The organism is Oceanisphaera submarina (assembly GCF_046521305.1).
Taxonomy (GTDB): domain Bacteria; phylum Pseudomonadota; class Gammaproteobacteria; order Enterobacterales; family Aeromonadaceae; genus Oceanimonas; species Oceanimonas submarina.
The window spans coordinates 154,317-179,799 of sequence record NZ_JBKGFN010000007.1; the positions used below are offsets into that span (position 1 = coordinate 154,317).

25 protein-coding genes and 1 riboswitch are annotated in these 25,483 nt (G+C 57.6%); of the genes, 13 read left to right on the forward strand and 12 right to left on the reverse strand.

The window, feature by feature from the left end; translation table 11 throughout:
* Positions 1-87 precede the first annotated feature (87 nt).
* The 3 genes from ACLEIV_RS09055 (at position 88) to ACLEIV_RS09065 (ending at position 2,274) form a co-directional block, all read left to right on the forward strand.
* Entirely contained in the window at positions 88-1,170 is a 1,083-nt protein-coding gene (locus tag ACLEIV_RS09055; protein ID WP_410456327.1) for a PQQ-dependent sugar dehydrogenase, read from the forward strand.
* A 119-nt stretch (positions 1,171-1,289) separates the two neighbouring features.
* On the forward strand, positions 1,290-1,739 hold the full coding sequence (locus tag ACLEIV_RS09060; protein ID WP_410456328.1) for a YtoQ family protein: 450 nt from the start codon (positions 1,290-1,292) through the stop codon (positions 1,737-1,739).
* Positions 1,740-1,872: 133 nt separating this feature from the next.
* Entirely contained in the window at positions 1,873-2,274 is a 402-nt protein-coding gene (locus ACLEIV_RS09065; RefSeq protein ID WP_410456329.1) for a rhodanese-like domain-containing protein, read from the forward strand.
* Positions 2,275-2,374: 100 nt separating this feature from the next.
* On the opposite strand, the gene ACLEIV_RS09070 is transcribed toward ACLEIV_RS09065, so the two are convergent.
* Positions 2,375-4,102: a potassium/proton antiporter gene (locus tag ACLEIV_RS09070; RefSeq protein ID WP_410456330.1), complete on the reverse strand. Its 1,728-nt coding sequence runs from the start codon at positions 4,100-4,102 to the stop codon at positions 2,375-2,377.
* A gap of 417 nt (positions 4,103-4,519) precedes the next feature.
* On the opposite strand from ACLEIV_RS09070, the gene ACLEIV_RS09075 reads away from it, so the two are divergent.
* The 3 genes from ACLEIV_RS09075 (at position 4,520) to ACLEIV_RS09085 (ending at position 7,500) form a co-directional block, all read left to right on the forward strand.
* The gene (locus tag ACLEIV_RS09075) at positions 4,520-6,025 is read left to right on the forward strand and encodes a Na+/H+ antiporter NhaC family protein (RefSeq protein ID WP_410456331.1); all 1,506 of its coding nucleotides are present in this window, start codon (positions 4,520-4,522) and stop codon (positions 6,023-6,025) included.
* A gap of 373 nt (positions 6,026-6,398) precedes the next feature.
* Positions 6,399-6,965, forward strand: coding sequence for a hypothetical protein (locus tag ACLEIV_RS09080; RefSeq protein ID WP_410456332.1), 567 nt, complete (start codon positions 6,399-6,401; stop codon positions 6,963-6,965).
* 100 nt (positions 6,966-7,065) lie between these two features.
* Positions 7,066-7,500: an IS1096 element passenger TnpR family protein gene (locus tag ACLEIV_RS09085; protein WP_410456333.1), complete on the forward strand. Its 435-nt coding sequence runs from the start codon at positions 7,066-7,068 to the stop codon at positions 7,498-7,500.
* Between the two features lie 271 nt (positions 7,501-7,771).
* Here ACLEIV_RS09085 and ACLEIV_RS09090 read toward each other — a convergent pair whose 3' ends face one another.
* Entirely contained in the window at positions 7,772-8,476 is a 705-nt protein-coding gene (locus tag ACLEIV_RS09090) for a glutathione S-transferase family protein (protein WP_410456334.1), read from the reverse strand.
* Positions 8,477-8,598: 122 nt separating this feature from the next.
* Between ACLEIV_RS09090 and ACLEIV_RS09095 the strand changes: the two genes are divergently transcribed.
* Together ACLEIV_RS09095 and trhA are read left to right on the forward strand one after the other, a co-directional pair.
* Positions 8,599-9,219, forward strand: coding sequence for a TetR/AcrR family transcriptional regulator (locus tag ACLEIV_RS09095; RefSeq protein WP_410456335.1), 621 nt, complete (start codon positions 8,599-8,601; stop codon positions 9,217-9,219).
* 40 nt (positions 9,220-9,259) lie between these two features.
* Complete coding sequence (gene trhA / locus ACLEIV_RS09100) at positions 9,260-9,916, forward strand: PAQR family membrane homeostasis protein TrhA (protein WP_410456336.1); 657 nt, start codon at positions 9,260-9,262, stop codon at positions 9,914-9,916.
* A 30-nt stretch (positions 9,917-9,946) separates the two neighbouring features.
* Here the strand turns inward: trhA and cobO are convergent, their stop codons facing one another.
* Positions 9,947-10,570 carry a cob(I)yrinic acid a,c-diamide adenosyltransferase gene (gene cobO / locus ACLEIV_RS09105; protein WP_410456337.1) on the reverse strand — a complete coding sequence of 208 codons (624 nt, stop codon included), beginning with the start codon at positions 10,568-10,570 and terminating at the stop codon, positions 9,947-9,949.
* Between the two features lie 8 nt (positions 10,571-10,578).
* A complete protein-coding gene (locus ACLEIV_RS09110) occupies positions 10,579-12,135 on the reverse strand; it encodes a cobyric acid synthase (protein ID WP_410456338.1) in 1,557 nt (518 codons plus the stop codon).
* A gap of 188 nt (positions 12,136-12,323) precedes the next feature.
* Here ACLEIV_RS09110 and ACLEIV_RS09115 point away from each other — a divergent pair, with 188 nt between their 5' ends.
* Positions 12,324-12,968 (forward strand): hypothetical protein, encoded by a 645-nt coding sequence (locus ACLEIV_RS09115; RefSeq protein ID WP_410456339.1) that lies wholly within the window; start codon positions 12,324-12,326, stop codon positions 12,966-12,968.
* On the opposite strand, the gene ACLEIV_RS09120 is transcribed toward ACLEIV_RS09115, so the two are convergent.
* From ACLEIV_RS09120 to ACLEIV_RS09130, 3 genes are all read right to left on the reverse strand, one after another.
* Positions 12,965-14,347, reverse strand: a complete 1,383-nt coding sequence (locus ACLEIV_RS09120; protein ID WP_410456340.1) for a hypothetical protein — start codon at positions 14,345-14,347, stop codon at positions 12,965-12,967. The genes ACLEIV_RS09115 and ACLEIV_RS09120 overlap by 4 nt on opposite strands.
* 80 nt (positions 14,348-14,427) lie before the next feature.
* On the reverse strand, positions 14,428-15,246 hold the full coding sequence (locus ACLEIV_RS09125) for a CLCA_X family protein (protein WP_410456341.1): 819 nt from the start codon (positions 15,244-15,246) through the stop codon (positions 14,428-14,430).
* Between the two features lie 130 nt (positions 15,247-15,376).
* Positions 15,377-15,538 carry a DUF1328 domain-containing protein gene (locus tag ACLEIV_RS09130; protein ID WP_410456342.1) on the reverse strand — a complete coding sequence of 54 codons (162 nt, stop codon included), beginning with the start codon at positions 15,536-15,538 and terminating at the stop codon, positions 15,377-15,379.
* A gap of 370 nt (positions 15,539-15,908) precedes the next feature.
* Here ACLEIV_RS09130 and ACLEIV_RS09135 point away from each other — a divergent pair, with 370 nt between their 5' ends.
* Positions 15,909-17,072 carry a Na/Pi symporter gene (locus tag ACLEIV_RS09135; protein WP_410456343.1) on the forward strand — a complete coding sequence of 388 codons (1,164 nt, stop codon included), beginning with the start codon at positions 15,909-15,911 and terminating at the stop codon, positions 17,070-17,072.
* 90 nt (positions 17,073-17,162) lie between these two features.
* On the opposite strand, the gene ACLEIV_RS09140 is transcribed toward ACLEIV_RS09135, so the two are convergent.
* Together ACLEIV_RS09140 and soxC are read right to left on the reverse strand one after the other, a co-directional pair.
* A complete protein-coding gene (locus ACLEIV_RS09140) occupies positions 17,163-17,873 on the reverse strand; it encodes a c-type cytochrome (RefSeq protein WP_410456344.1) in 711 nt (236 codons plus the stop codon).
* Between the two features lie 4 nt (positions 17,874-17,877).
* On the reverse strand, positions 17,878-19,218 hold the full coding sequence (gene soxC / locus ACLEIV_RS09145; protein ID WP_410456345.1) for a sulfite dehydrogenase: 1,341 nt from the start codon (positions 19,216-19,218) through the stop codon (positions 17,878-17,880).
* 422 nt (positions 19,219-19,640) lie between these two features.
* Positions 19,641-19,730, forward strand: a riboswitch (glycine riboswitch).
* Between the two features lie 120 nt (positions 19,731-19,850).
* Here soxC and ACLEIV_RS09150 point away from each other — a divergent pair.
* Positions 19,851-20,471, forward strand: a complete 621-nt coding sequence (locus ACLEIV_RS09150; RefSeq protein WP_410456346.1) for a trimeric intracellular cation channel family protein — start codon at positions 19,851-19,853, stop codon at positions 20,469-20,471.
* A 12-nt stretch (positions 20,472-20,483) separates the two neighbouring features.
* On the opposite strand, the gene ACLEIV_RS09155 is transcribed toward ACLEIV_RS09150, so the two are convergent.
* Entirely contained in the window at positions 20,484-20,942 is a 459-nt protein-coding gene (locus tag ACLEIV_RS09155) for an Lrp/AsnC family transcriptional regulator (protein WP_410456347.1), read from the reverse strand.
* Positions 20,943-21,092: 150 nt separating this feature from the next.
* On the opposite strand from ACLEIV_RS09155, the gene ACLEIV_RS09160 reads away from it, so the two are divergent.
* Entirely contained in the window at positions 21,093-22,133 is a 1,041-nt protein-coding gene (locus ACLEIV_RS09160; RefSeq protein ID WP_410456348.1) for a PLP-dependent cysteine synthase family protein, read from the forward strand.
* 341 nt (positions 22,134-22,474) lie between these two features.
* Positions 22,475-22,696, forward strand: a complete 222-nt coding sequence (locus ACLEIV_RS09165) for a hypothetical protein (RefSeq protein ID WP_410456349.1) — start codon at positions 22,475-22,477, stop codon at positions 22,694-22,696.
* Between the two features lie 275 nt (positions 22,697-22,971).
* On the opposite strand, the gene ACLEIV_RS09170 is transcribed toward ACLEIV_RS09165, so the two are convergent.
* Both ACLEIV_RS09170 and ACLEIV_RS09175 read right to left on the reverse strand, forming a co-directional pair.
* Complete coding sequence (locus ACLEIV_RS09170; protein WP_410456350.1) at positions 22,972-23,937, reverse strand: agmatinase; 966 nt, start codon at positions 23,935-23,937, stop codon at positions 22,972-22,974.
* A 210-nt stretch (positions 23,938-24,147) separates the two neighbouring features.
* Entirely contained in the window at positions 24,148-25,068 is a 921-nt protein-coding gene (locus tag ACLEIV_RS09175; RefSeq protein WP_410456351.1) for a LysR family transcriptional regulator, read from the reverse strand.
* Between the last annotated feature and the right edge of the window lie 415 nt (positions 25,069-25,483).

Here is a 25,483-nt window from a genome sequence, read left to right on the forward strand (position 1 = left end):
GAGGGAGACAAACCGGCTCCTCGGTTTGTTCATATTCTTCCCTTTCCAACCCCGCTATAGTTATCCCGACATTCAAGGGAGAACCTTATGCGCACGCTATTGCTGTTACTGACCCTGCTGGCCGCGCCGCTGACCGCTGCCGAATACCGTATTCAAACTCTGGCCGATGGGCTGCAGCACCCCTGGGGGCTGGTGGAGCTGCCCAATGGCGAACTATTGGTTGCTGAGCGTCGCGGCCGCTTGCTGCGTCTGAACGCCGACGGCAGCCGTACCCTTATCGAAGGTCTGCCCGAGATTGCCGGCGGTGGCCAGGGTGGCTTGCTCGATCTGGCGTTGCACCCGGACTTTACCGACAACCTCTGGCTGTATTTCAGTTACAGCCAGCCCGGGCCCGGTGGCACCGGTACCGCCGTGGCCCGGGCCAAACTGACCGGCAACCGGTTGATCGAACAGCAGGTGATATTCGAGCAATATCCCAAAACCCCGGGCAACGCCCACTTTGGCTCGCGCCTGGCCTTCGACCCAGAGGGCTATCTGTTTATTACCACCGGCGAGCGTTATCATTCCCGGGACAGCGCCCAGCAGCTCGACAATCATCTGGGTAAAATTATCCGCCTGCATGACGACGGCCGGGTGCCCAAAGACAATCCCTTCGTCGACCGGCCCTATGCCCTACCCGCCATATGGAGTTATGGCCATCGCAACATACAGGGTGCCGCCATTCATCCCGGCAGCGGCGTGCTCTGGGCCCATGAACATGGTCCTCGCGGAGGTGATGAAGTAAACATTATCAAGGCCGGCGCCAACTACGGCTGGCCGGTGGTGACCTTCGGTCAGGAATACAGCGGCGGCGTCATCGGCCAGGGTACTCACCATCCGGAGATGGAAGACCCAGTCTGGGTCTGGGTGCCCTCCATTGCCCCCTCTGGCATGCTGTTCTATACCGGTAGCCAATTCCCCCACTGGCAAGACTCGCTCTTTATCGGTGCGCTTAAAGGCCGCATGCTGGTACGACTCACGCTCGACGGCGAGCAGGTAACGCAAGAGCAGCATCTGCTGAGCGAGCTTGACAGCCGGATTCGTACCCTGGTGCAGGCCCGTGACGGGGGCATCTATCTGCTCACCGATGAAAGCAACGGCAAATTGCTCAAGCTGATGGCGCCGCTTTAGCTAAAAAACCGCCTTCCGCCGAAGACCCTTCCTCAGGGCTGATTTTAATGTGGAAATGCGTTAACCTTTAACAACTGTATTTTATTTTAATTACCTTTGTGAACAAAAAGGAATGCATGATGAGTCAGAAAATCTGGAATGTGTATCTGTCCGGCGAAATCCACAGCGACTGGCGTGAGCGTATTATCGAAGGTGCCAAAGCCCAGGGCCTGGCAGTAGAGTTCAACTCGGCGGTGACCGATCACGATGCCAGCGACATGGTGGGCGTGAACATTCTGGGCAGCGAAGAAGATAACTTCTGGCGCGACCGCAAGGCCTCCGGCATCAACAGCATCCGCACCTCTACCCACATCAGGCAGGCCGATGTAGTAGTGGTTCGTTTCGGACCCAAATACAAGCAGTGGAATGCCGCCTTCGACGCTGGCTTTGCCGTTGCCTCCGGCAAGCCCATCATCACCCTGCATGACGCCGAGCACGACCACGCCCTGAAAGAAGTGGACGAAGCCGCCAAGGCCACCTGCCGCCATCCGGAACAGGTAGTCGAAATTCTGACTTACCTGCTGTCCTGATTGCCAAATCCCCCGCCGAGCGGGGGATTTTTTTATCGCTGTGCCGGGTTCTGTCGGCTCGTGCCCTTACCGCCCGGATGTTCCGACCGCTTCTGTTTTACAATTATCGTGATTGAAACAGAGGTCTTTCCCCATGAACAACCGGATAATCGCACTCTTGCTGAGCCTGTCGATGCCGCTGATGGCGGCAGAGCCGGTATGGATAGATGTGAGCAGCCCCGAAGAATACACCCGGGAACATCTGGCCGGTGCCATTCATATTCCCTATACCCGGATCGCCCAGGGTGTGACCGCCCGCTATCCGGATAAAGCCACCCCACTCAAGCTGTATGACAGAGACGATCACCGGGCGCAGCTGGCCAGGGAAGCGCTGCAGACACTGGGTTATCGACAGGTGAGCGATAAAGGTGGGCTCGAGGAGCTCAAGGCCAGTGGCCTGGCCACGCAACAGGCGGACTCGCTGCCGGACCTAAGCCAGCCTCCCTCCCCCATGCTTGAACCCGTCTCGTACACGGAAGTCTTGCCGGCACGCTGATCCTGCCGATGGTAACGGCAGGACCGACTTCATCCGGACGATGATTTTCCGTTGCCGTTAGCCCATTGACGTGGGGGCCTGCAAAAGAGGCTGCAACGGGTCAGGCCTTGTCGATTTCGTGTTCACGCAAACCCACCTTGAGCACCCTATCGCCATCTACATCGGCCACGGTCCACACCATGTCATAACGGGTGAAGTGATCCCCGACCACAGGGTGACCATTGCTGTGGGCCAGCATGAAGTCGCCCAGGTTCAAATCGGCTTCGCTCTCGTCCACGTCCACGCCATACATCAGCGCCACGTCGCCCATGCGCGCATCCGCATCCAGAATAAAGTCTCCGAAGAAAGCCCGCGCCTTGCTGCGCGCCGCCTCCAAATTGCCACCAAACATGTTGTTCAGAGTCTTGAGGTGATTGCTGCGGCCGATAACACAGAGCACGTCATTCAGCGCCAGACGGGTACTGCCCGAGGCCGGCAGCAGGGTTTCTCCCCGAAACACCGCCGCCACCCGGCAATGGGGCGGAAAGGTAAGTTTGCGCACCACTACGCCGTCTATGGCCTCGCTGCTGACCGTATAGAGGAACATCTCGAAGTCGTCCTCCTGAAAAATACCCAGCATGGAGCGCCGCCGGGGCGCAGGCTCGGGCGGCACTTCCACCTGCAGCAGCCGGGCCATCTGCGGTAGGGTAGAGCCCTGCACCAGCAGTGAAATCAGCACCACGAAAAAGGCCACGTTAAAGATCATGGACCCTTCCGGTATCCCCGCCATCAGCGGAAAAATGGCCAGCACTATGGGCACGGCGCCGCGCAGGCCCACCCAGGAGATAAAACCCAGTTCACGTACATTGAAACGGAAGAAGGGCACCAGCGATACCAGCACCGCCAATGGCCGGGCGATAAAAATCAGCGCCAGCGCTATCAGGCTGGCCGGCAACGCCATGGTCCACATGTCCGCCGGAGAAATCAGCAGCCCCAGCACCAGAAAGAGCCCTATCTGGCTGAGCCAGGCCAGACCATCGAACACCGGCAAAATCGACTCCATGTGGCGCAGACGGGCATTGCCCACCACCAGTCCCGCCAGATACACCGCCAAAAAGCCACTACCGGCCGTGAGCGCCGTGAGCGCAAACAGCGCCAGACCAAAGCCGGTCACCAGAATGGGATACAGGCCCGAGGCCAGCCCGATGCGTTTGATCAGTTGCACCAGCAACAAGCCTCCCAGTACCCCGGCGATGGCTCCGATACCGAACTGGGTCAACAGAAACAGCAGGGTATCACCGGTGCCGTTCATCTCGCCGGTGATCAGGCCTATCAGGGTCAGGGTCAGGAAGATGGCCATGGGATCGTTGGTACCCGACTCGATTTCGAGCGAGGCCCCTACCCGCTGGTTAAGGTGCATGCCCCTGCCACTGAGCAGCGAAAACACCGCCGCCGCATCGGTAGAGCCAACAATGGAGCCCAGCAGCAGGCCGTGCATCCAGCTTAAATCCAGAATATACACCGCCAGCAGGCCGGTAATGCCGCTGGTGATCACCACCCCCAGGGTGGCCAGGCTGAGCGCCGGCTTGAGGCCGACCCGAAAGGTTTCCATCCGGGTGCGCATGCCGCCGTCCAGCAGTATGATGGCCAATGCCAGATTACCGACGGTGTAGGCCAGCGAGTAACTTTCGAACTCGATACCGCCCGGCCCGCTTTCACCGGCCAGCATGCCTATCAGCAGAAAAATAAGCAGAATGGGGATGCCGGAGCGCGCCGACAACAAAGTGGCCAGTACGCTTAAACACAGCAACACCCCGGTCAGCAGGAAAAGGTGTTCAATATTGTCCAATTAGTGAGTTCCGGCAGGTTTTTTAGATAGAACTGTTATATCACAATCAGGGACTTTCGTTGATAGTGAATTTTTAGCCGATTTTTAAAAATATATATGCAGAAAAAACACATAACCTCCATGCTTCATGATGTCCGCACTGCCTGACCGGATTTCACTCTGCCAAGATGTTGTGCCCCACCCACAGCAGAATGAATAACCATGCCAAAAAGGACTCACCTGAACGCCTTAAAGGGGTAAATTAGAGCTTTTAAAGATTAAAATGTCGGCTAGCGTGAATATTTTACCATTAAAAGCACATTATCCTGTTGCAGCCCAGGCCCGCCTTCTTTACAGTCCCACGCTTCATTTACTTCTCAATCTTCACCCGCCGGGCCTCACCTGCCGGTGCAGATGCTGTTCAGGAAGGACACCTTGATGGAACAAACCCATATCAGCTCGCTGATCCCCATCGTCATCACCCTGTTGCTGTCGCTCGGCACTCGCAACGTGGTGATTGGCCTGTTTGCCGGCGTGGCCAGCGGCGTGGTGATGCTTAACGACTGGCATCATCCGCTCGACAACTTCGGTATTCTGGTCAAGGACCACCTGGTCGTCCAGCTGACCGACAGCTATAACGCCGGTGTGCTGGTGCTCCTGGTGTTTATCGGCGGCTTTGTGGCGCTGATGGAACAATCCGGTGGCGGCCAGGCCTTTGCCCGCAAGGTCACCCACTGGGTCAGCACCAAGTGCCGGGCTCAGATGGCCGCCTGGCTGGGTGGCATCGTTATCTTCTTTTCCGATCTGGGCACCCCCCTGATTGTCGGACCGGTATTCCGGCCGCTGTTCGACAAGCTCAAACTGTCGCGCCAGAAACTGGCCTTCATCATCGACTCCACCGCCTCGCCGGTGGCGATTCTGGTGCCCTTTATCGGCTGGGGTGTGTACATCATGGGCCTGCTGCAAAAGGAATTTACCGCCCTTGCGCTGCCGCTGACCGACTGGGAAGCCTTTATTGCCGCCATTCCGTTCCAGTTTTATGCCGTGCTGGCGGTGGCCATAGTGCCGCTGATCGCCTTCAAGAAACTGGACTTCGGCCCCATGGCCGAGGCAGAACGCGCCGCCGAACGAGGCGAGTTGGCTACCGGCCCACAAGCGCAGCAAACCCTGTTCAGTCACGACAACGCCCGCGCCTCCTTCGTGTGGGCGCCGCTGCTGGTGATGGCCGGGGTGCTGGCCGCCATGCTGGGGCCGCTGGGCTTTCCGTTTGAAAAAGTGTCTGGCTCGGTATTCCGTGCGGCCCTCTCTACCGCCTACTTCATGGCGGCCATGACCCTGATCACCCTGATGGCCTGTTACGGCGTGCGCCGGGTGACCGATGGCATTGCCGTGTATCTCAAGGGCATGGGCAACATGATGCAGGTCGCCATAGTGCTGATCCTGGCCTGGACCCTGAGCAGCGTGGGCAAAGAACTGGGCGCCGCCGCCTACATCGCCGAACAGGCTCAGGCCGGCTTCCCAGCCTGGCTGGTCCCCGCCGTCGCCTTTTTGCTGTCGGCGGTGATCTCCTTCGCCACCGGCTCGTCCTGGGGCACCTTCGCCATCATGATTCCGCTGGTGATCCCCACAGCCGTGGCCATAGACGCCCCCCTGTATGCCTGCATCGGCGCCGTGCTCTCGGGCGGCTTGTTCGGTGATCACTGCTCGCCGATTTCGGAAACCACCATACTGTCGTCCACCGGCTCGGGTTGTGATCAGTTTGAACACTTCCGTACCCAGCTGCCCTACGCCCTGCTGAACGGCAGCATCGCCCTGGCCGGATTTGTGGTGGCAGGCTGGGTAGCAAGCCCGCTGGTTCTGCTGGTCGCCATCGCCACCCAACTGGTGCTGGTAATACTGCTCTCCCGCTTGCAAGGCGCCCGCCTGCAGGCTCGGACCGCCTGATGCAATAGAGCCGTCTCGAGTCAATAACCCTCATCATGGAAGAGATGGCAGGCATTGGTTCAGCCACCCGTCAAATGCCAGGGATGGCATTTGACGGGTGTCACAGGGACGTGCTCGCAGCGTGTCGAAAGAGACAAGCCTGCTGCCGCTTTATTCCACCTTGAATCTGTAATCAAGAGCCAGGGTGAAAAGGGCGAGCCACCACTCTGTGCTGGCACTCCATACCTTCCGCATCTCGTAATCACCGCCTCTTCGGGCAACACCAGGCTGCCAGTTGACGGTATATCTCCCTCCTGCTATGCCTAAAACACCGTGGAGAAAGAGCATTCATCGCCCCGGTGAATGCAGACAGTACCCCGGTAAGGAGCAAACCATGAATAGCCTGGTTCCTCTGCCTCGTATTGCCCTGGGCCTGATGCTCGGTGCGACCTGCAGCATTTCCCTGGCCGCGACCCCGGAAGAAAAAATTGCCGACGCCATGAGCGCGGCCCCGCCCTCCATCAGTGCCAACGCCACCATACTGGACTGGCCGGCCGACATGGGCGGTGAGATGGCAAAACTGCGCGAGGGAAGCAACGGCTGGACCTGCCTGCCGGATATGCCGACCACCTCGGGCAAGGATCCCATGTGTCTGGACCCGGTCTGGATGGATTGGGCGCACGCCTGGATGAGCAAGCTGCCGCTGACCAACAAGGGCATGGGCTTTGGTTATATGCTGCAGGGCGGTTCCCCCGAGAGTAATACCGACCCTTACGCCACCGAGCCCACCGCCAGCAACGAGTGGATTACCGAGCCGGTACCGCACCTGATGATTCTGGTGCCCGATGCTGCCATGCTCGAAGATTTGCCCACAGAACACACCAATGGTGGCCCCTGGGTGATGTGGAAAGACACGCCTTATGTGCACATTATGGCGCCCATGCCGGCTTATCGACCCTAGGCTCATTGTCTTATAATAAAAGCCCTACCGCCGGCAACCGTGGGGCTTTTTCAACCAAGTTGTTTCAGCCGACTCCATTTCAGCAAAGTATGAGGCCGCCATGATCATCACCTTGTCCATTCAGCTCGTGTCAGGCATGTATGCGGAAGCAGGCTGGGGCTGTGAACTGGAAATAGAAGAAAGCAGCTCGCTGCACGATCTGCATGACGCCATTCAGCAAGCCGTCGATTTCGACAACGACCACATGTATTCGTTTTTTATCTCTCGCAAAGAATTCGGGTCGGAACGACTCCATTTTGATGGCGAGGAGTTTTCGCTGGATGACAACATAACGTCGCTGTTCCCCCTGCCCAGGGGCAAGAAACTGTTCTACTGGTTCGATTTTGGCGATGACTGGATTTTTCAGGTAGCCAAGTCGCGCAAGAAACCGAGAGAGCCCCAGTCAGGCCGACGCTATCCCTTCGTCACCGCCGAAACCAGCAGCAGGCCGGAGCAGTACAAAGGCTACGACCCCGAAGCAGAAGACGAGTGGTAACAATCTCCCCTCTGCCCCGTAGGCATCCATTTATTCGGCGCGATGTTGCTGGCGAATGCGAACATATAGGCCCGCTACCGCGGGACAGAGGGCCCGACACGCCGTACACCCCTCTCTCTGGGGCTCCGCCGCGCGCTCCCTGGCGCGGAGGGTCGGCAGAGCAGACCCTTTACCCGCCCGCCAATACCGGCGAGGCCTCCGGCAAAAAACCAGCTGTAGCCGCTTCAGCTGGCAAACCAGACGACCTCATAGATAATACCGGCGCTGTTACCTACATCGGGGAACCATCTGCTTCTTCGGAGGCGTTCGGGTAGTTCTGCGGGAACAGCTCGCGCATGGCCGCTTCGTCACGCTCCGTCTTGAATTCGATGTTCTTGCCAAGTTCCCGGGATCGGGCCACAGCGGGACGCGTGTTGATGCTGTCGAACCAACGCTGCAGGTTCGGGTAGCTCGCCAGGGCGTCTTCACCCAGGATGAATCCAGCCTTGTCGATCCAGCCCCAGGCCGAAATATCGGCAATGCTGTAGCCGTCACCAACGATATAGTCGCGATTTTCCAGATGCGCATCCAGCACCTCGTAATGACGCTGTGTTTCACGCTGGTAGCGATTGATCGCATAGGGGAGTTTTTCCGGCGACATGTGCTTGAAATGAACCGCCTGGCCGGAATAGGGTCCGACGCCGCTGGCGATGAACATCATCCACGAAAGCAGTTCTCCGCGCTGTCGCGGGTCGCCCGCCAGCCGACCGGACTTTTCGGCCAGGTAGAGCAGAATGGCGGTGGAGTCGAATACCCGCACGCCGTTATCGTCAATGGCCGGCACCTTGCCGTTGGGGTTGATGCTGCGAAAGGCGGGTAGATGCTGTTCGCCTTTCAGCGTGTCGACCGGCACCAGCTCATAAGGCAGGCCCGTTTCTTCCAGGTAGAGTGCAATCTTCAACGGGTTGGGCGTGGGATGAAAAAAGAACTTGATCATGACGGTCTCCGGCTTTTTTGAATGATCATTCAAGCATGACTTGAACCATCATTCAAGTTGAGTTTGAACATTCATTCAACCTGCAGGTATACTTCAAGCTGTGAGCCAAGACGGGAGTCAAGATGACGCGGGTACAGTTTGATCGGGAACAGGTGATTCAGGAGGCCACCAGGCTGTTCTGGCAGCAGGGTTTTAGCGGTGCGTCCATACAGATGGTCGTCAAGACGACCGGGCTCAAGCCTGGCAGCCTGTATCTGGCATTTGGCAGCAAAGAAGGGCTTTATCTGGCCGCGCTGGAACATTATGCCCACCAGTCCCAGGCCATGCTGCGCCAGAGGCTGGCCGAAGAGGCATTCTTTGGCGAGGGTATATGCCGGCAACTATTGCGCATGATCGAGGAGTCCGCCGGGACGGATTATTGCAGCTGCTTCCTAATCAAGAGTCAACTGGAGCTAGCTGCGGCCGGCGGCGAACTTCAGCTCCGCGTGAGTACCTACCTGGGTGACATCGAACGCCTGTATGCCGACTATCTGGGCCGGGTCTATTCGCCCGAGCAAGCCAGGCAGTATGCGGCGAGTCTGATGCTGCACATCTTCGGAATCCGGGTATATGGCTATCTGGGCCATGATCGGAAGACGACAATAGCGGCCGTTAAGGCCGGACTGCCCTGGCTGCCGTGGGACACTCTCGACAACGGGGCCCAAGCGGGTAATGGAGTAAAAGCCCCCCTTGCCTCAGGCTGATCCTTGTCGTTCAATGGATAGCGGGTCGGAGAAAACTGCCATGCGTGAATCGGTATCAAACTCTGCTCGTGAGCAGTCGCGCGGTGAAGAGCTCGCCAACAGCATCAGCCACGGACTGGCGCTGGTCGCCATGCTGGTCGGCACGCCGTTTCTCATCATGCAGGCGGTGCGCTACGGGTCGACCGGGTTCGTGGTCGGCACCTGTGTTTTTGCTGCCACCGCCATCCTGCTTTACCTCTCCTCCACCCTGTACCACGCGCTGACACCCGGCAGGATAAAGCGGCTCTTTCGGACCATAGAACATTCCGCGATTTTTTTACTCATCGCAGGTACCTACACGCCGTTCGCGCTGGGTGTGCTGCAGGGCGCCTGGGGCTGGACGCTGTTCGGCCTGATCTGGAGTCTTGCGATCGTGGGGGGAACGCTGAAAGTATTCAACAGCCTGTCTCACCCCTTTCTGTCCACCGGCCTCTACCTGTTGATGGGCTGGCTGGTAGTGATTGCGATCAACCCCTTGCTGGACAAAGTACCCACGGCGGGCCTGATGTGGTTGCTTGCCGGTGGCTTGTCTTACACGCTCGGCGTGGTGTTCTTTGTCACCGATGCGAAATTACGGTACGGGCACCTGCTCTGGCATTTTTTTGTGATGGGCGGCACCAGTTGCCACTATTTCGCCATTCTCTGGTATGCCGCCTGATCAACTCAATGACGCAAGCCCGACTCAGCCTCAGTAATCAAACCCCGGCTGCGCTTTAACGCCGGCGTCGAAGGCATGCTTGATGGGCTGGACTTCGCTCACTGTGTCGGCAAGCTCGATGATGGATCTGTGGCAGCCGCGGCCGGTAATGATCACATGCTGGTGCGACGGGCGGTTTTTCAGCGCCGTCAGCACCCGATCCAGATCCAGATAGTGGTAGGCCACCATGTAGGTGAGTTCATCCAGCAGCACCAGATCGATGCCGGGGTCGGCCAGCATTTTTTCGGCCGGCAGCCAGGTCTGCTCGCAGGCGACCATGTCCTGCTCGCGGTTCTGGGTTTCCCAGGTAAAGCCGGTGTTCATCACCACGAAGGGCACACCTACTGTTTGCAGCAGGTTGCGCTCGCCACACTCCCAGCCGCCCTTGATAAACTGCACCACGGCCGCGCTTTTACCATGACCCACGGCCCGGGTTACGGTGCCGAAGCCGGCGGTGCTCTTGCCCTTGCCGTTGCCGGTGATCACCATCAGTACACCGCGCTCGTCGCTGGCCGCAGCCACTCTGGCGTCTACCGCCTCTTTCACTTTTTGCTGCCGCTGCTGATGGCGCTCGGCCTTTACCCGATCACGGTTGTTGTCGTTTGTTTCGCTCATGAGGTTCCTTATTGCATGCAGTCTTGTAGTAATTCCAGATTGAGATGTTGCTCCAGGGTGTCGGCCAGCCGGTTCAGGTTGGCTTCCCTAATGGCATTCTGATCCTGCGCCTGCCTGCTGTTATCCAGACCGGCCCAGGCCAGCAACCGATTGCAGGCATCAACACAGTCAAACAGGCCGTGCAGATAGGTGCCCAGCACCTGGCCGTCGTCCGACAGCAGGCCGTCGGCAAAGCCGGTCTCGCCCGGTTTGCCGTCGGGCCCGAGGGAAAACAGCCGAAAGGGCTGTTTTCCCGCTTCCAGTACTCGGCTTTGGCCGCAGTGAATTTCATAGCCTTGTACCGGGCAACTTGCGCCCTGCTCACCACCAAGCTGCAGCGTGCCCGCCACATTACGCAGCTGTTTGCTCCGCTGCAACTCGGTGTCTATCGGCAGGTAGCCCAGGCCGGCGCTGTCGCCCGCCTCACCTTCTACTCCCAGCGGATCGGTGATGCGTCGGCCCAGCATCTGGTAGCCGCCGCATATACCGAGCAATTTGCCGCCGTAACGCAGGTGACGATCCAGCACCCGGCCCCAGCCCTGCGCCTGCAGGACGGCCAGATCGTCCCGCACCGCCTTGCTGCCGGGCAAGATAATCAGGTCCGCTGCCGGGCATGCAGCCGGATCGGCACCGATGTGCATCAGGGTCAATTCCACCCGCGGGTGCAATCGCAGCGGATCCAGGTCGGTATGGTTGCTGATGCGCGGTGTCACCAGCACCAGCACTCTGAGCGGGCGTTCGTCGGCGCTGGTGGTGGCGGTACGACACATGGCGTCTTCGGCGTCCAGCTGCAGGTTATCGAGGTAGGGCACCACGCCCAGCACCGGCTTGCCGGTCATTTGTTCCAGCATGGTCAGGCCGTTTTGCAGCAGGCCGATGTCACCGCGAAAACGGTTGATCACAAAGCCCTTGATGCGCGCCTGCTCCGACTCGCTCAGCAGCATCAGGGTACCGACCAGTTGGGCAAAAACACCGCCCTTGTCGATGTCGGCCACCAGGATCACCGGGCAGTCCGCCGCCTCGGCAAAGCCCATGTTGGCGATATCGTTGTCGCGCAGGTTGATCTCGGCCGGGCTGCCCGCTCCTTCTACCAGCACCAGCTGATACCGCCGCCGCAGCCGTTCGAAGGAGTCCAGTACCGCCGACAGCATCCGCTGCTTGTAGTGTTTGGCCGCTGGCCCGAAGAAGTCTTTCGCCTCCATCACCGACAGTGCCCGCCCCTGCACTATCACCTGGGCCTGGGTGTTGCTCTGGGGTTTGAGCAGCACAGGGTTGAAATCGATTTCGGCCGGCAAGAAACAGGCCGCCGCCTGCAACGCCTGGGCACGGCCGATTTCGCCGCCATCGATGGTCACAGCGCTGTTCAGCGCCATGTTCTGCGGTTTGAACGGCGCCACCCTGGCACCGCGCCGGGCCAACAGCCGGCACAAGCCGGCCACCAGGGTGGTTTTGCCGGCATCGGATGCGGTGCCCTGCACCATCAGGGTGCGGGCCTGGCCATCGGGGCCAGAGTGCCATTGTGTCATTGCGCTGCGGTCCTTGGCTGAGTCGTGCTGGTCTGGTACGGGGTCGGCAGTGTACCTCAGCATCACGCTCAGACCCAACCGGCACGACCCGCCCGCATGTTTTCTGGCCAGATCTGCGGGGCAATGCACTATGCTTTACCAGACTCCACCGCGTCAGTGGTCCCTTGTCCGGCTTGAGGAATAACAACATGAACATACGCATTGTTAGCGCGGTTATGGCTCTGTGTGCCTTCGGCGCCCAGGCCAACCCTCCGGTATTTTCAGCCCAATGCCCCCTGGAACTGAATGTAAACACAACCCCGAATGGCGAGGTCTACCTGAATGGCAAACAGGCCCGTGTGACACAGTTCAGTGAAGATTTTTATGAAGCCACGCAGGGAGACTTTTCCGTCTCTATCATGATGGCAGATGACGGCAGCCCGTCTGTTTCTTACACCGGCCCCAACCGGGCCAATGGTGCCTGTCAGGTGCAGCCATCGACCGGCACTCCGGCTCCGGGTGAGCCGCCAGTGGTCAGCTCTGCAGAACGGGCCGGCCTTGACCAGTTTGATGCCAACGGCATGCTGCTCTGCTCACAGGCCGCAGCTCAACCCATGACCCAGTGCCCGTTTCAAGTGGCTCGGGCGCCGGGCGGCAACGCGACCGTGGTGGTGACCCTGCCCGACGGCCGTACTCGGGCCATATTTTTCGAAAATGGAGTGCCGCTCAGTGCCGATCTCAGTCAGGCAGACGGCAATATGACATTCTCTGCTTCCAAAAATGGCGATCTGCATACCATAAAGGCCGGTAACGAACGTTATGAAATACCCGATGCCGTCGTGGTCGGCGGTTAAGAGACACGGGCCTGGCTCTGCCAGCGCAGGGCCAGATAAATCACCCCCGCCAGCAGCACAAAAAACACCCCTATCAGCCCAGCCAGATACAGCGCCAGTCGCAGGGTATAGTCCTCCAGTTTTTGCTCCAGCGCGGCCATCAGGGTTTTGTCTGCTGGTGCGGTGGTCAGCCGCTCCAGGGCCGCAACCAGCGTATTGAGCTCACCGGCGCCGGCCGAAATCTGATTCAGGGTGTTATCCAGCTTGATCCAACCTGTCTCACCATCGGCCGAATCCGGCGCCGTCATCCGTTCAACCGACTGGGCGGTGTCACGCAGCACCATGCCGGTTTGTTCCATCTGTTGTAACAGGGCCGTCATCGGCTGATTCATACTGCTAATGTCATCCAGCAAGGCGCGTCGCTCCTGCCCCACCAGCATCGCCAGATGATCCAGAATCTGTTGCCGTTCGGCAGCAATTCGTGCGGCCAGATCCAGCATAAAGTCGGCCCGCTCCTGCGACAACTGTTCGGGCAGTTGCTCCATGGCCACACTCATTCGCTCGCTGCTGTGACTGAAGCGGTGGCCGTCATCCAGCAGACGACGCACCGGCTCCGACACCATCACCTTGGAAAACAGATGCTCCATGTGCCATTCCATCAGAATGGGAAAGTGATTGGCGAGAAAAATGCCTCGTTCGGAGAGCATCTTGATCTGTTCTATTTCCTGTACCGCTTCGCGTACCGGTTCGAGCAGACCGCCCTGTTCGCTCAGGGCATCATGAAAGCTCCGTTTCAGGCCGGTGTCGGCAAAGTCATCAAACCGCACATAAGCCACGTAGCGCTGTTCGGGGTTTTGCCGGTGCCAGTCTTCAATCAATTGCTGCAAAGCAGTGACCTGTTTGACACTCAGCACCTTGCCCGCCAACAACGTCAGGTCGACTTCCAGTGCGATCAGCACCCTCACCAGCTCGGAAGCTTGCTCCCTGGATACCAGCCCCTCCCACCCCTGCTCCCATACCCGCCGTTGCAGCCCGAGCATCACCATCATGTCCAGCAGCCCCTGCCCCACGTCCGGCTCGGCAGCAATGGTCAGCGCCGACGATACATAAATAACCTTGGTGCCCTTGAGCAACGCCTCGGCCTGGGGATCGGTGCTGGCCATGACCAGAGCATCGATAGACTGGGCCACCCGCTCCATGTAACTGTCAGAAAACGACAACAGGGCACTTTGCAGTTCCACCTGATTCAGCTGGCTGCCACTGGCAACGGGCACCGAGGCCATGTTGTCACGCTGCCCGGCCATTTGCCCCAGCCTCTGTTCCGAGATCATCACGCATCCCGACAACAGCAGCAGCAGGCTGACCTGCACCACTCCCTGCCTGATACGGCGAATACACATACGCGGCGCTCCTTGCGTGAATCTGTACTCATTTTAAGCCAATCAAATCTGCGCTGCCGAATAAGGCCCCGTGATATCGGCTAGCCCTGGCGCATGAGGGCTTCGCCCAGGGCACGAAAATAATCCTCAAAGGCGGCATTGATTTGTGCCCGTTGCTCTTCCTGGGGATACAGTCCCATTTGCGCCTCTTTTGAGTGACGAGTACCTTTTACCAAAAACGGATTGTGAATGCCGCTGTCTTGCACAAAAGCTTCAAAGGCGCGAGCACAGACTTCTTCCGGCTGGCTGTAATAAAGCGTGCCCAAGCGTCGGTCGGTGGCCGCCGACACGCTGAACAGGCGGCTGGGCTCCTGGCCCGATTCATCCAGCAGAATAGCCTTGAAACAGGCGAACAGCCGTGCATTGAGCGGGTGCTCAATCACCCGGGCATTGTTCAGCCAGGCACGCGAGGCAAAGGTGCCTCTGGTCGTGCCACACATCGCCTTGTCGGTTATGTAATGATCGAAGGCGTGGAACCATTCGTGAGCAATGCTGCCGGGGCCAGCATTTTTGGCCAGTGAAAAACAGCGGGTGGCAGGATTGTAATGCGCCGACACGCCGGGACGACCGCCAATGCCGTATTGCAATGAAAGGGTGCCACGCAGGGAGATCAATGGCTCGGGCCCCTGCAGGATCAGCATCAAGTCGCACAGGGCGTCGAAAAACAGGCCCGCGGCCCGTTCCCGCTCGGCTCGGGTGACCCAAGGCCCTATTTCGATGCTGCAAAAATCGAAGCGCCGCCTGACCTGTACAAAATCGATGGGTTCACCGGTACCGTGATCGGGCCCGTTACGATAAAAACGGGAGCGAAATGCGACGTTATCCGCTCCCTTTGCCGTCTCTTCCGCCATTGTTACCATTCGCCAGATACCATACCGGTCCCAAGCTTAACCCAGGCGCCGCTATGGTTAAACCGCTCGACACGGGTTGTGCCGAATGGTGGAGGCTTGGTTACGATAGCAGTGGCAATAGTGTCCGCTCGGTGCCGGGTCACGGTGCCCTGCGCCCGGTGATCAGGCTGATCACGAACAGGATAATTCCCACTATAAACACCAGTTTGGCTGCCCAGGCGGCCGTGCCCGCCATGCCGCCAAACCCCAGAGCTCCGGCGATCAATGCGATAATCAGAAAAATAATGCCCCAGCGAAACATAAGCTGCTCCTTACCCTGATGGAAAAATGGTGCTGCCCGAGGATCGTGTTCGTTCCCGCTTGCTCTGTTCTGGTAACCACTCCCGGGGCGTTCGGGAGTCATTGCCCATCGTTCCCGATCATGATTATGGTACAAACATTGAACTGTTACGCAGCGTTCCAGGAAATCAGGACAGCGGCACCGCTATCTGAGCTGAGCCTTGCCTGGAAGAATGAAAACACCATCAGACTGCAATTTATAACTCAAATGTATCCCTTTGATGCTGTTGGCAGACCCAGCTGAAACAACTCTGTCATAAAACTGCCACCTTGTAATAAAACCGTCACAAAGGCTCGGCATAGTGGCGCCAACTTTGAGATGAGGATGCATGATGAGCCTTCAATCCACCGCCCTTCCCGGCTCCGCAAACGAAAGTAACGCCCAGTCCGGCTGGTTGTCCTGGCTGCTGGTTTCATTTCTTGTTTATATGCTGCTGGCCGCCGTGGGCGCCATCGGTTCCGGCTTCAAGGCCGCCGCCGGCAACGACGCCAAAGAGCTGTTTGCCTTTGCTTCCAACCCGGGTATTGCACTGATTGTCGGGGTGGTGGCCACCTCTCTTATTCAGAGCTCCAGCACCGTGACTTCCATTATCGTCGGCATGGTCGCCGGGGGCCTGCCGATTACCATCGCCATTCCCATGATCATGGGCGCCAACATCGGCACCTCGCTCACCAGTACCCTGGTCAGCCTGGGTCATATCCGCAATGGCGAGGAGTTCAAGCGGGCTTTTTCTGCCGCCACCCTGCACGACAGCTTCAACATTCTGGCCGTGACCATCTTGCTGCCGCTGGAGCTGCTGTTTCGGCCCTTGGCGACCGCTTCCGAGTACCTTGCCGGCCTGCTGGTCAGCGACGCCAGCGTCAGCATGAGCAGCATGAACTTCATGAAGATACTGCTCTCCCCTGCCTCCGACATACTGAAGGCCAGCGTGGCCTGGTTGCCCGGTATCTGGTCCGGTGTGGCGCTGATCCTGGTCGGTATCGGCCTTATCCTGATGGTGGTGACCCAGATTGGCAAGGTACTGCGTACCCTGATGGTGGGTCGTGCCATGAACATACTGCATACTGCCGTGGGTCGAGGCCCCCGCTCGGGCATGGCCTCGGGTACCCTGGTCACCGTGCTGGTGCAGTCCTCCTCCACCACCACCTCGCTGATTGTGCCCCTGGCCGGCACCGGCGTATTCAGCCTGAAGCAGGTCTACCCCTTCATTCTGGGCAGCAACATCGGCACCACCATCACAGCCCTGCTGGCGGCCACCGCCATCAGCGGCGCCGCGGCCACGGTCGCCCTGCAAATTGCCCTGGTGCATCTGCTGTTCAACCTGCTGGCGATTGCCGTTATTTATGTGCTGCCGTTTCTGCGCCAGGTACCGGTCATCATGGCCGAAACCCTGGCGACTCTGGCACAACGCAACAAGGCTTATGTGGTCGCCTATATCGGTGGTGTCTTCTTTGCCCTGCCGCTGATGGTGGTCGGCGTCAGCCAGTGGCTCTGAGCACTTCCGCCGGCGGGCACGGCGCTGTACCAGCAAGAGACTGGCGTGACTGAATGTAGATGAGTCAATCCGCGGAGTAAGGCTATCGCCTTACTCATATATCATGCAGTCAGACAGTGCCGGACTGACATTGTCGGGTACCTTGACGACGAAGCCCTCTTCACCCGGTACGGCACAGTTGCTCATGCAGCGTTCGGTGATCGAGTCTGGACGAGCATCGCATACAAAGCCGTTTACGTTAGGCATCCTGACTGCCGGCACTGTCTCTCTGGTCGCCACAAACTCTTCAGGAACTATGTTATTCCTGGCCAGCAGGTAGGCCGTGAGGGAATAGACTTCATCATCGGTCAACGACTGGGGAGCAGTAAAGGGCATGGCCCGTCGTACGTAGTCGAAAAGCGTTGTCGCGTAAGGCCAGTAGGTACCAATGGTTTTGGTTGGCCAACCGTCGGTGGAAGTCAGCGGGGTCGCATTTTCGATGGTGGCCAGCGCCGGGAAACTGGCGAACTCCGGGTTGAACCTGACGCCACCCGAACCACCTGCACCGTGACAGCTGGCACATTTCGTCTCATAGACACCTTTGCCACTCTTAACATCGCCTTTGCCGTCGGGCAGTCCTCTGCCATCGGGCAGTATATCTATGTCCCAGGCAGCATATACATCATGATCTATGATCTCACCCAGACAATATTCCCGCTCCTGGCAGCTTTCATCATCCGACGGAACGGCAAACGCCATACCACAGAAAGCAACAGCACCGATCGCAGTCAATTTTTTCACCATGTGTGTGTTATCAATCATCGATTTAGCCCCTGTTGCCATTGGTCACTTTACCGTTGCCGTCTATTCGCCAGGGTTGCATTGCGTTGTTGTGATACACAAAGAACTTTCCTCGCGCCTTGAACAACTGCTCGAGATACGGCTGAACATATCCGGTTTCATCTCTGGCACGGCTGATCAGGGTGGCCGACGACTTGTCCCAACGCCATGGCAGGGTAAAGGAGGTCAGGCACTTGGCAAGCACAGGTTCGGCCAGATTGGCCGGCTGCCAGTTTTTTCCTCCGTCCACCGACACATCGACTCCGGTGATCTTGCCCCTGCCCGACCAGGCAATGCCCCTGATCTCGTAATGACCGGCTTCCGGCAGTTCATGCCCGCCTGACGGAAAAGTGATCAGCGATTTGGCCTCCATAAACAACGAAGATTTATGGGCAATACCGTCGGGTCCGGTCAAATCGGTATACTTGGACGTTTCTTCTCGGGAAAATGCAGGTATGTCAGACACCTCCAGTCGCCGTAGCCATTTGACATTGATATTCCCCTCACAACCGGGTACCAGCAGGCGAATGGGATAGCCCTGCTCGGGTCGCAGGCGTTCACCGTTCTGGGCATAAACGATCATGCAATCGTCCATCGCCCTACTGATGGGGATAGTACGCAGCATGGCAGCGCCATCGGCCCCTTCCGCCAGAATGTAGCGTGCCTTGTCGATATCAATGCCGGCCTCTCTCAACAAGGTCGAGAGCATGACACCGGTCCACTGAGCGCAACTGACCAGCCCGTGAACATCCTGGGCTGTCTGACCGTGATTACCTTCCAGGCTGGTATCGCTGTTACCCGAGCACTCGAGGAAGTAGAACTTGCTGACGGCAGGAAAACGGGTCAGATCATCCATGGAAAACAGGAGTTCACGCTTTACCAGGCCATGAATGACCAACCGGTGCTGCGCCGGATCTATGGTGGGCAGGCCCCCATGATGGCGCTCGAAAAACAGGCCGTTGGGCGTAATGCTGCCATGTAAATCCTGCAAAGGTGTCAGCGCCCAGGAGCTGGTCGACAGGGGGGGAACATAACCCGGTGGCGAGAATTCGGCAGGACTTTCCCGACGAATGACTGCCTTTTCGAAGGGAGACGGCAATCCATAGGGGCGAGCCGCGACCGGCTCACCCAGACTCTTGGTCCATTTGGGAATAGGTAGAGGATCTGCCGCTTCTGCCTGCCTGAACAGCCCTGACATCACCAGTGCCGAACCACTGGCAACAATGCCAGACAGTAAGCGACGCCTGGCAACATTTTCGGGTATCTGACCGGACTGCTCTTCGATATTCGCGGGTAAAGGTGATGAACTATCAATATTTTTAGTCATATGGGCTTAACCATCCCTATTTCAGAACAACTGCAAAAACCCAGGCCTGCAACAATCGACAGCGAACCGCCCAGATAAAGGACAATGCCGATGTCGGCAGCTTGGCCGACCCTTGCTTTATCATGGCAGCAGACCGGCGGTTCAACAATTCATCCATGATGTTGACTGGTCGGTATGGGTGTCTTTTCCGGCGACTGAATTCCAAGGCAAGCAACGATGATGACCGGACCGGACAAATTGCCCCCTGCTATCTGATCTGGCCCTGACCTGCGGTTACGACAGCCTGTCGGCCTTTATCGCCGCCTTTCGGGGACTGATGGAGTGCACTCCCGGGGGATACATTCTGCCGGGGTGGCAAGCAGCATAAAAAACTGAACTCGGTGTCAGATTTAGATTAACAACCGCCGTATTCTGGGTATAATCCGCGCCTCGCAGGAGAGAGAAGTCATGAATGCTTCCGCCGAAGGCGCAAACTCCCATAAACGCTCAGGCAACAGTACTGCGAACCATTAACACGCCAACTGGAGAGCGGTTGCGATCGGCAACCCACCGAAGGAGCAAGCGGCAGCCGCCGCACAAACTCTCAGGTACAGCGGACAGAGGGAGGGGCAGTTATAACGCAGGATCCCCTGATGCTTACCTATATCTACCTGATTGCCATTACCGCCGAGGCCATGTCCGGAGCCCTCGCCGCCGGCCGCCGTAATATGGATCTGTTCGGCGTGAGTCTGATCGCATTTCTTACTGCCCTCGGCGGCGGCACGGTGCGCGATATCATGCTGGGCAACTTCCCTATCGGTTGGACCCAGCACCCACCTTATATCTACCTCACCATCGGCGCAGGACTGGCCACCATGCTGATTGCACGGATCATGCATCGCCTGCACCGGCTGTTTCTGGTGCTGGACGCCATGGGATTGATCGCCTTTACCATCATCGGCTGCAACGTTGCCCTCGGGCTCGATTATTCGCTACCGATCGTGGTAATGGCCGGTATTACCACCGGTATTTTCGGCGGCATACTGCGCGATGTACTCTGCAACCGCACTCCTCAGGTGCTGCGCCACGAGCTGTATGCCAGCGTCTCGCTGATGGTGGCCCTGCAGTACCTGCTGCTGCGCGAGCTGGGCATGGACGAAAATCTCAACATGCTGGTCTCGTTTGCGGCAGGTCTGAGCATTCGGCTGGCGGCCATTCGCTGGCACTGGTCGCTACCGGTGTTCTCCTACGCACCGGAACGCTGGCGGAGCTAGGCATGCCGTCCTCTAGTGACCCAGCGGCAGGGCGGTGGTGTATTTGATCTGCTCCATCGCGAAGCTGGAGGTAATGTCCGAGAGCCCTTCGGTGCTGGTGATCAGCTTTTTGTAGAAACGGTCGAAGGCACCGATGTCCGCCACCACCACCCGCAACATGTAATCCCATTCACCGGACATCCGATAAAACTCCACCACTTCGTCGAAGTCAGTCACGGTTTCTGCAAACTGCGCCAGCCAGCGGCTGTCGTGATGCTGGGTCTTGAGCTGAACGAACACCGACAGCCCCAGCCCCAGTTTGTCCGCATCCAGCAACGCCACCCGACCACGAATGTAGCCCGCTTCTTCCAGCTTTTTTACCCGCTTCCAGCACGGGGTGGTGGAGAGGCTCACCGCCTCGGCCAGCTCTTTTAGCGGCAGTGAGGCGTCTTGCTGCAGCAGAGCCAGGATCTGCCGATCAAAAATATCCACTATTTAAATCGCCTTACATAGAAAAATTTCCTAAAAAATAACATCAACGCGGTAAAGATAGAAAAAACTTTACCTCAGTCGAGGGATATAATTCTTACATGACAGAACCGCTCGGTTCTCCCTGTTACCCTAGCCCCGGACGCCACGACCATGAACAACTGGACCCGCACCGCTCTCAAAACCCTGTCCAGCGATCAGCTGCGCACCTCCGATACCCACCTGTACCGTCTCGATATTCCCGGTCTGACCGGCATCGACATTTATCTGAAGGACGAAAGCACTCATCCCACCGGCAGCCTCAAACACCGGCTGGCACGTTCGCTGTTTCTGCATGCCATCTGCAGCGGTAAGATCAACGAAGGCACCCATGTAGTCGAGGCTTCGTCGGGCAGCACCGCCGTGTCCGAGGCCTATTTTGCCAAACTGCTGGGGCTGCCCTTTACCGCCGTAATGCCGCGCCATACCACCTGCAAGAAGGTCGAGCAGGTCGTGCGTCTGGGCGGACACTGTCATTTTGTGGATCACGCCGCCGAAGTCTACTCACAAGCTGAGCGACTGGCTCGAGAAAGCGGCGGTCACTACATGGATCAGTTCACCTTTGCCGAGCGAGCCACCGATTGGCGTGGCAACAACAACATTGCCGAGAGCATCTTCCGCCAGCTGGCCGAAGAGCCCCACCCCATTCCCCGCGCCATCGTGATGAGTGCCGGAACCGGCGGCACCTCCGCCACCCTGGGCCGTTATGCCCGTTATCTGGGGCTGGATACCCGGCTGGTGGTGGTCGATCCGGAAAACTCGGTGTTCTACGACAGCTATCAGAGCGGCGACGCCAGTCTGGTGAGCCAGGCCGGTGGCCGCATCGAAGGCATAGGTCGCCCGCGGGTAGAAGCGTCTTTTCTGCCCGAGGTGATCGACGAGATGATCAAGGTGCCGGACGCCGCCAGCATCGCCACCATTCACTGGCTGGAGCGCATTCTGGGTCGCAAGGCCGGCGGCTCGACCGGCACCAACCTGTGGGGCGCGCTGCAACTGGCCCAACGTATGCGGGAAAACGGCGAGCGGGGCTCTCTGGTCACCCTGATGTGCGACGGCGGCGAGCGGTATCTGGACACCTACTACAACCCGGAGTGGGTGGCGAAGCATATCGGCGATCTCACGCCTTTCAGCGAACAACTGGCGGTATTCGGGTAAATAAGGCTGGAAGCCGTAAGCGATAAAAACACCAAATCCGTGGAGGCGGTGTTTTTCCCTCAAGAGGCTTCTTCTGCGCAGCCGAGCCGGACCCGCCAACTGAAGTGGCGGCTTGCAGGCCTCACTTTAACGGGGAAACCGGGCCTTCGCCCCCCTTCACTCCGCTACATTTTGCTTTTAACAGCTCATCGTGAGGAGCGACTTCCGACTCTCGGCGAGTCTTCAGATTCCCCCTAAAAGAAAATAGATCTCATTTTACCGCTCAAAATGCCACCACTTTAATTGACTATAAAGTCAGGTAGGAATAGGATGGCCAATAACTAGCATTTGGAGTGCACATTATGAATCATCATCGTTTGCTGACCCTTGCCAATGCCTCTATGGTTGCCTTTCTCGTCGTGTTTTGTGGTGCCCTGGGCATGGCCTATCTGCGTGAACAATCGGTGTCACTGGGTCTCACCGTGTTCATGCATATTACCCTGGTGATCAGCGCCGCCCTGTTCAAACTGGCCTATGTGGTGCGGTTGATTGCCCAGGATAAACTTGGACAGCAGTTGGTTTGAACGTGAGGTGTGTCATGCAGGCCCGGCTTCCGCCGGGAAGCAAGAAGCGATATTCCGTTAGTAACGCCGGCATATCGCTTATTTATCAGCGTTAAGTAATATCTTATAACTGATGTGGATTCCGGGTTTGGTTTGCCTTTATCGTCCCCCTCGCGAAGACGGGGGCCAGTGTCTTTGCAGACGACCCTCAGCCTGACAGCTCTGCGCCACAAGTCCTGGATTCCCGCCTTCGCGGGAATGGCGACAGAACCATACCGGTTATGCAATATTACTTATCAGCCTTGCTGGCGCAATTGACGGCCATGGAAGACATAACCTATCAGGTTCATCAATACCTGCGCCGCCAGAATACTGGTGGTGCCGGTATGATCATAATCGGGGGCGACCTCACACAGGTCGATACCCACTACCTCACCACCGAACGCCACGCCCTGCAGGATTTCCATTACTTCGTAATAAGTGAAGCCACCATGACTCGGGGTTCCGGTACCGGGCGCAATAGAGGGGTCAAAACCGTCGATATCGATGGTGATATAATAATTCACCCCTTTGGGGATCAACGCCAGTACCCCTTCCACACCCAGACGGCGTACATCGCGCACCGACAATATGGTAGAGCCGGCATCTTCTGCCGCCTTGTGATCCGCACGGTTGGACGAGGAAACATTACGGATCCCAAGCTGGGTCATACCGGTGACGAATGTCTGCTCGGAGGCACGACGCAGCGGGTTGCCGTGACCGAAGCGAACGCCGTGGCGCTCATCGACGAAGTCGAGATGAGCATCAATCTGGATAATATGAATGGGGCCACGGCCTTCAAAGGCGCGAATACAAGGGGCATTGACCGAATGGTCACCACCGACGACCACCGGCAGGGCGCCGGAATCGAGTATCTTGCGTACCCCGTATTCGATGTTCGCATGGCACTTTTCGGTGTTGGTATGCACCATGTCTGCATCACCGATATCGACGATATCGACGCCATCCAGGTACATCAGATCCTCTTCATAGGAATAGGCACCACCGTGGCCGAAGGAAAACAGCGTTGATGCTTCGCGGACGGCACGTGGTCCCATGCGCGCTCCCGAGCGCCACTGGGTACCGCAGTCAAAAGGTGCCCCCATAAAGGCAACATCCGCCTTGATATTATCCCAGTCTTCGCAGATCCGCTTCTTCCCGAACGTGCAGAAACCAACAAACGGCAGGTTCAAGCGGCCTTTTTCGTAAGCATTTTCACTCATAGTTTGTCTACCCCTGTTTGACCAACGGCCCGACCGACCGGTGCTTTGGCTGATAAAAAGCCCGAATACCGATGAAGGTCTGAGCGCCTGAATAAGAAATTCAGTATTGCAGGAGCTAATAAATCAAAAAATATAAAACTTATTATGTATATATTATATTTCATGATGCAAAATGTGAAAGTTATGCTTCGAAATGATCTGTCGCCTACCTCAGGTGGACTCTCCCGGCTTTCTGAGGCTGGCGGCCTTGATGGTGGCTTCTACGTCTTCGGCAAAGATTCTGACGATATCCTGCGGGGCGGGAGACGCCCGCATCGCCATGCTGAATTCCGACTGCCAGGAGAGATCGAGATGATCGATGGCACGCATTTCGCCACGCTCGACCCATTGTCTGGCGTAATGCGTCGGCAGAAAACCGAGGAAGCTGCCGCTGGTGATCAGGATCGCCTGCGCTTCCATATTGGATACCATGGCGACATCCCGGGCTTTCATCAGCCCCCGCAGCTCGGCATGGTGCAGATAGGTACGAGAAGATACCGGATATTGCCTGAGGGTATCCAGGGTGATGTCGTCATCCGCCAGCCCAAACAGCGGATGACGGCGGCCACAGTAAAAACCGTGTGCTTCCATACACAGGTGCCGGTAACTCAGCCCGCTGTGCCGGTTATGGAACAACCCCAGCGCGATATGCAGGTTGCCGTTCAGCAGCTCCCGCTCCAGCTCTTCGGGAGGCAGCACCACCAGCTTGAGTGATACGTCGTTCTTTCGGCCGTAGAAACGATGAATAGCATCGGAAATGGGAAAGTCGTGATTGGTGATGGTGCTGTCAATCAAGCCCAGTCGCAGCGTTCCGGTCAGTTTATCGCGCAGTTCGCCCAGCTCGGATTCAAAGTCCGAAATATTGTTGAGCATATCGCGACACTTGCGATAAACCACCTCCCCCTTCTCGGTCAGGCTGAAGCCACTTCGCCCCCGATGGCACAACTGAAAGCCGAGCCGTATCTCGAAGTCACGGATATGTGTGCTGATCGCCGGCTGGCTCATGCCCAGTACCGATTCGGCACCGACAAAACCACCATATTCCGCCACGGTGCAGAAAGTCAGCATGTGTTTCATCGAGTAACGCGACATTAGTCCTCCGGGTTTCACTGTCTACGTCCTACGTCCTACGTCCTACGTCCTACGTCCTACGTCCAAAATACATTAATTTTTAAAATGTATATATATTAAAAGTTATATTTCTGGATGAATGGTAGTTTTCAGCACTCGGCAAGTATTTCTCGCCGAACTCAAACTTGGTGAATAATGGACTTTCCTTCTTTTGCGAAGCCTGATGGCTTATTGACCCATTGATAGCGCTCTAGATCGACCCCGAGCAGATATGCCCTCATCTCGTCTTGCTTAGACTTGTCTGCCCGGAAGAAAATACTGCAAAGGTCATTATCGACCGACCTCTCGCTAGCCCCACGTTCGATGGCCTTGTCATACCATCTTGTAGTGGTCAACTAATCCCGGACAATAAATTAGACCGATTCTCGGCCTGAAC

Bases quoted from the DNA above. Each gene is read 5' to 3' on its own strand.
- ACLEIV_RS09085 (WP_410456333.1), top strand. From the start codon at position 7,066: ATGATCATCACCTTGTCCATTCAGCTCGTGTCAGGCATGTATGCGGAA.
- ACLEIV_RS09175 (WP_410456351.1), bottom strand. From the start codon at position 25,068: ATGTCGCGTTACTCGATGAAACACATGCTGACTTTCTGCACCGTGGCG.
- ACLEIV_RS09065 (WP_410456329.1), top strand. From the start codon at position 1,873: ATGAACAACCGGATAATCGCACTCTTGCTGAGCCTGTCGATGCCGCTG.
- ACLEIV_RS09150 (WP_410456346.1), top strand. From the start codon at position 19,851: ATGCTTACCTATATCTACCTGATTGCCATTACCGCCGAGGCCATGTCC.
- ACLEIV_RS09130 (WP_410456342.1), bottom strand. From the start codon at position 15,538: ATGTTTCGCTGGGGCATTATTTTTCTGATTATCGCATTGATCGCCGGA.
- ACLEIV_RS09140 (WP_410456344.1), bottom strand. From the start codon at position 17,873: ATGATTGATAACACACACATGGTGAAAAAATTGACTGCGATCGGTGCT.
- ACLEIV_RS09120 (WP_410456340.1), bottom strand. From the start codon at position 14,347: ATGTGTATTCGCCGTATCAGGCAGGGAGTGGTGCAGGTCAGCCTGCTG.
- ACLEIV_RS09125 (WP_410456341.1), bottom strand. From the start codon at position 15,246: ATGGTAACAATGGCGGAAGAGACGGCAAAGGGAGCGGATAACGTCGCA.
- ACLEIV_RS09055 (WP_410456327.1), top strand. From the start codon at position 88: ATGCGCACGCTATTGCTGTTACTGACCCTGCTGGCCGCGCCGCTGACC.
- ACLEIV_RS09115 (WP_410456339.1), top strand. From the start codon at position 12,324: ATGAACATACGCATTGTTAGCGCGGTTATGGCTCTGTGTGCCTTCGGC.
- ACLEIV_RS09170 (WP_410456350.1), bottom strand. From the start codon at position 23,937: ATGAGTGAAAATGCTTACGAAAAAGGCCGCTTGAACCTGCCGTTTGTT.
- ACLEIV_RS09165 (WP_410456349.1), top strand. From the start codon at position 22,475: ATGAATCATCATCGTTTGCTGACCCTTGCCAATGCCTCTATGGTTGCC.
- soxC (WP_410456345.1), bottom strand. From the start codon at position 19,218: ATGACTAAAAATATTGATAGTTCATCACCTTTACCCGCGAATATCGAA.
- ACLEIV_RS09135 (WP_410456343.1), top strand. From the start codon at position 15,909: ATGAGCCTTCAATCCACCGCCCTTCCCGGCTCCGCAAACGAAAGTAAC.
- ACLEIV_RS09160 (WP_410456348.1), top strand. From the start codon at position 21,093: ATGAACAACTGGACCCGCACCGCTCTCAAAACCCTGTCCAGCGATCAG.
- ACLEIV_RS09110 (WP_410456338.1), bottom strand. From the start codon at position 12,135: ATGACACAATGGCACTCTGGCCCCGATGGCCAGGCCCGCACCCTGATG.
- ACLEIV_RS09075 (WP_410456331.1), top strand. From the start codon at position 4,520: ATGGAACAAACCCATATCAGCTCGCTGATCCCCATCGTCATCACCCTG.
- ACLEIV_RS09080 (WP_410456332.1), top strand. From the start codon at position 6,399: ATGAATAGCCTGGTTCCTCTGCCTCGTATTGCCCTGGGCCTGATGCTC.
- ACLEIV_RS09060 (WP_410456328.1), top strand. From the start codon at position 1,290: ATGAGTCAGAAAATCTGGAATGTGTATCTGTCCGGCGAAATCCACAGC.
- ACLEIV_RS09090 (WP_410456334.1), bottom strand. From the start codon at position 8,476: ATGATCAAGTTCTTTTTTCATCCCACGCCCAACCCGTTGAAGATTGCA.
- ACLEIV_RS09095 (WP_410456335.1), top strand. From the start codon at position 8,599: ATGACGCGGGTACAGTTTGATCGGGAACAGGTGATTCAGGAGGCCACC.
- cobO (WP_410456337.1), bottom strand. From the start codon at position 10,570: ATGAGCGAAACAAACGACAACAACCGTGATCGGGTAAAGGCCGAGCGC.
- trhA (WP_410456336.1), top strand. From the start codon at position 9,260: ATGCGTGAATCGGTATCAAACTCTGCTCGTGAGCAGTCGCGCGGTGAA.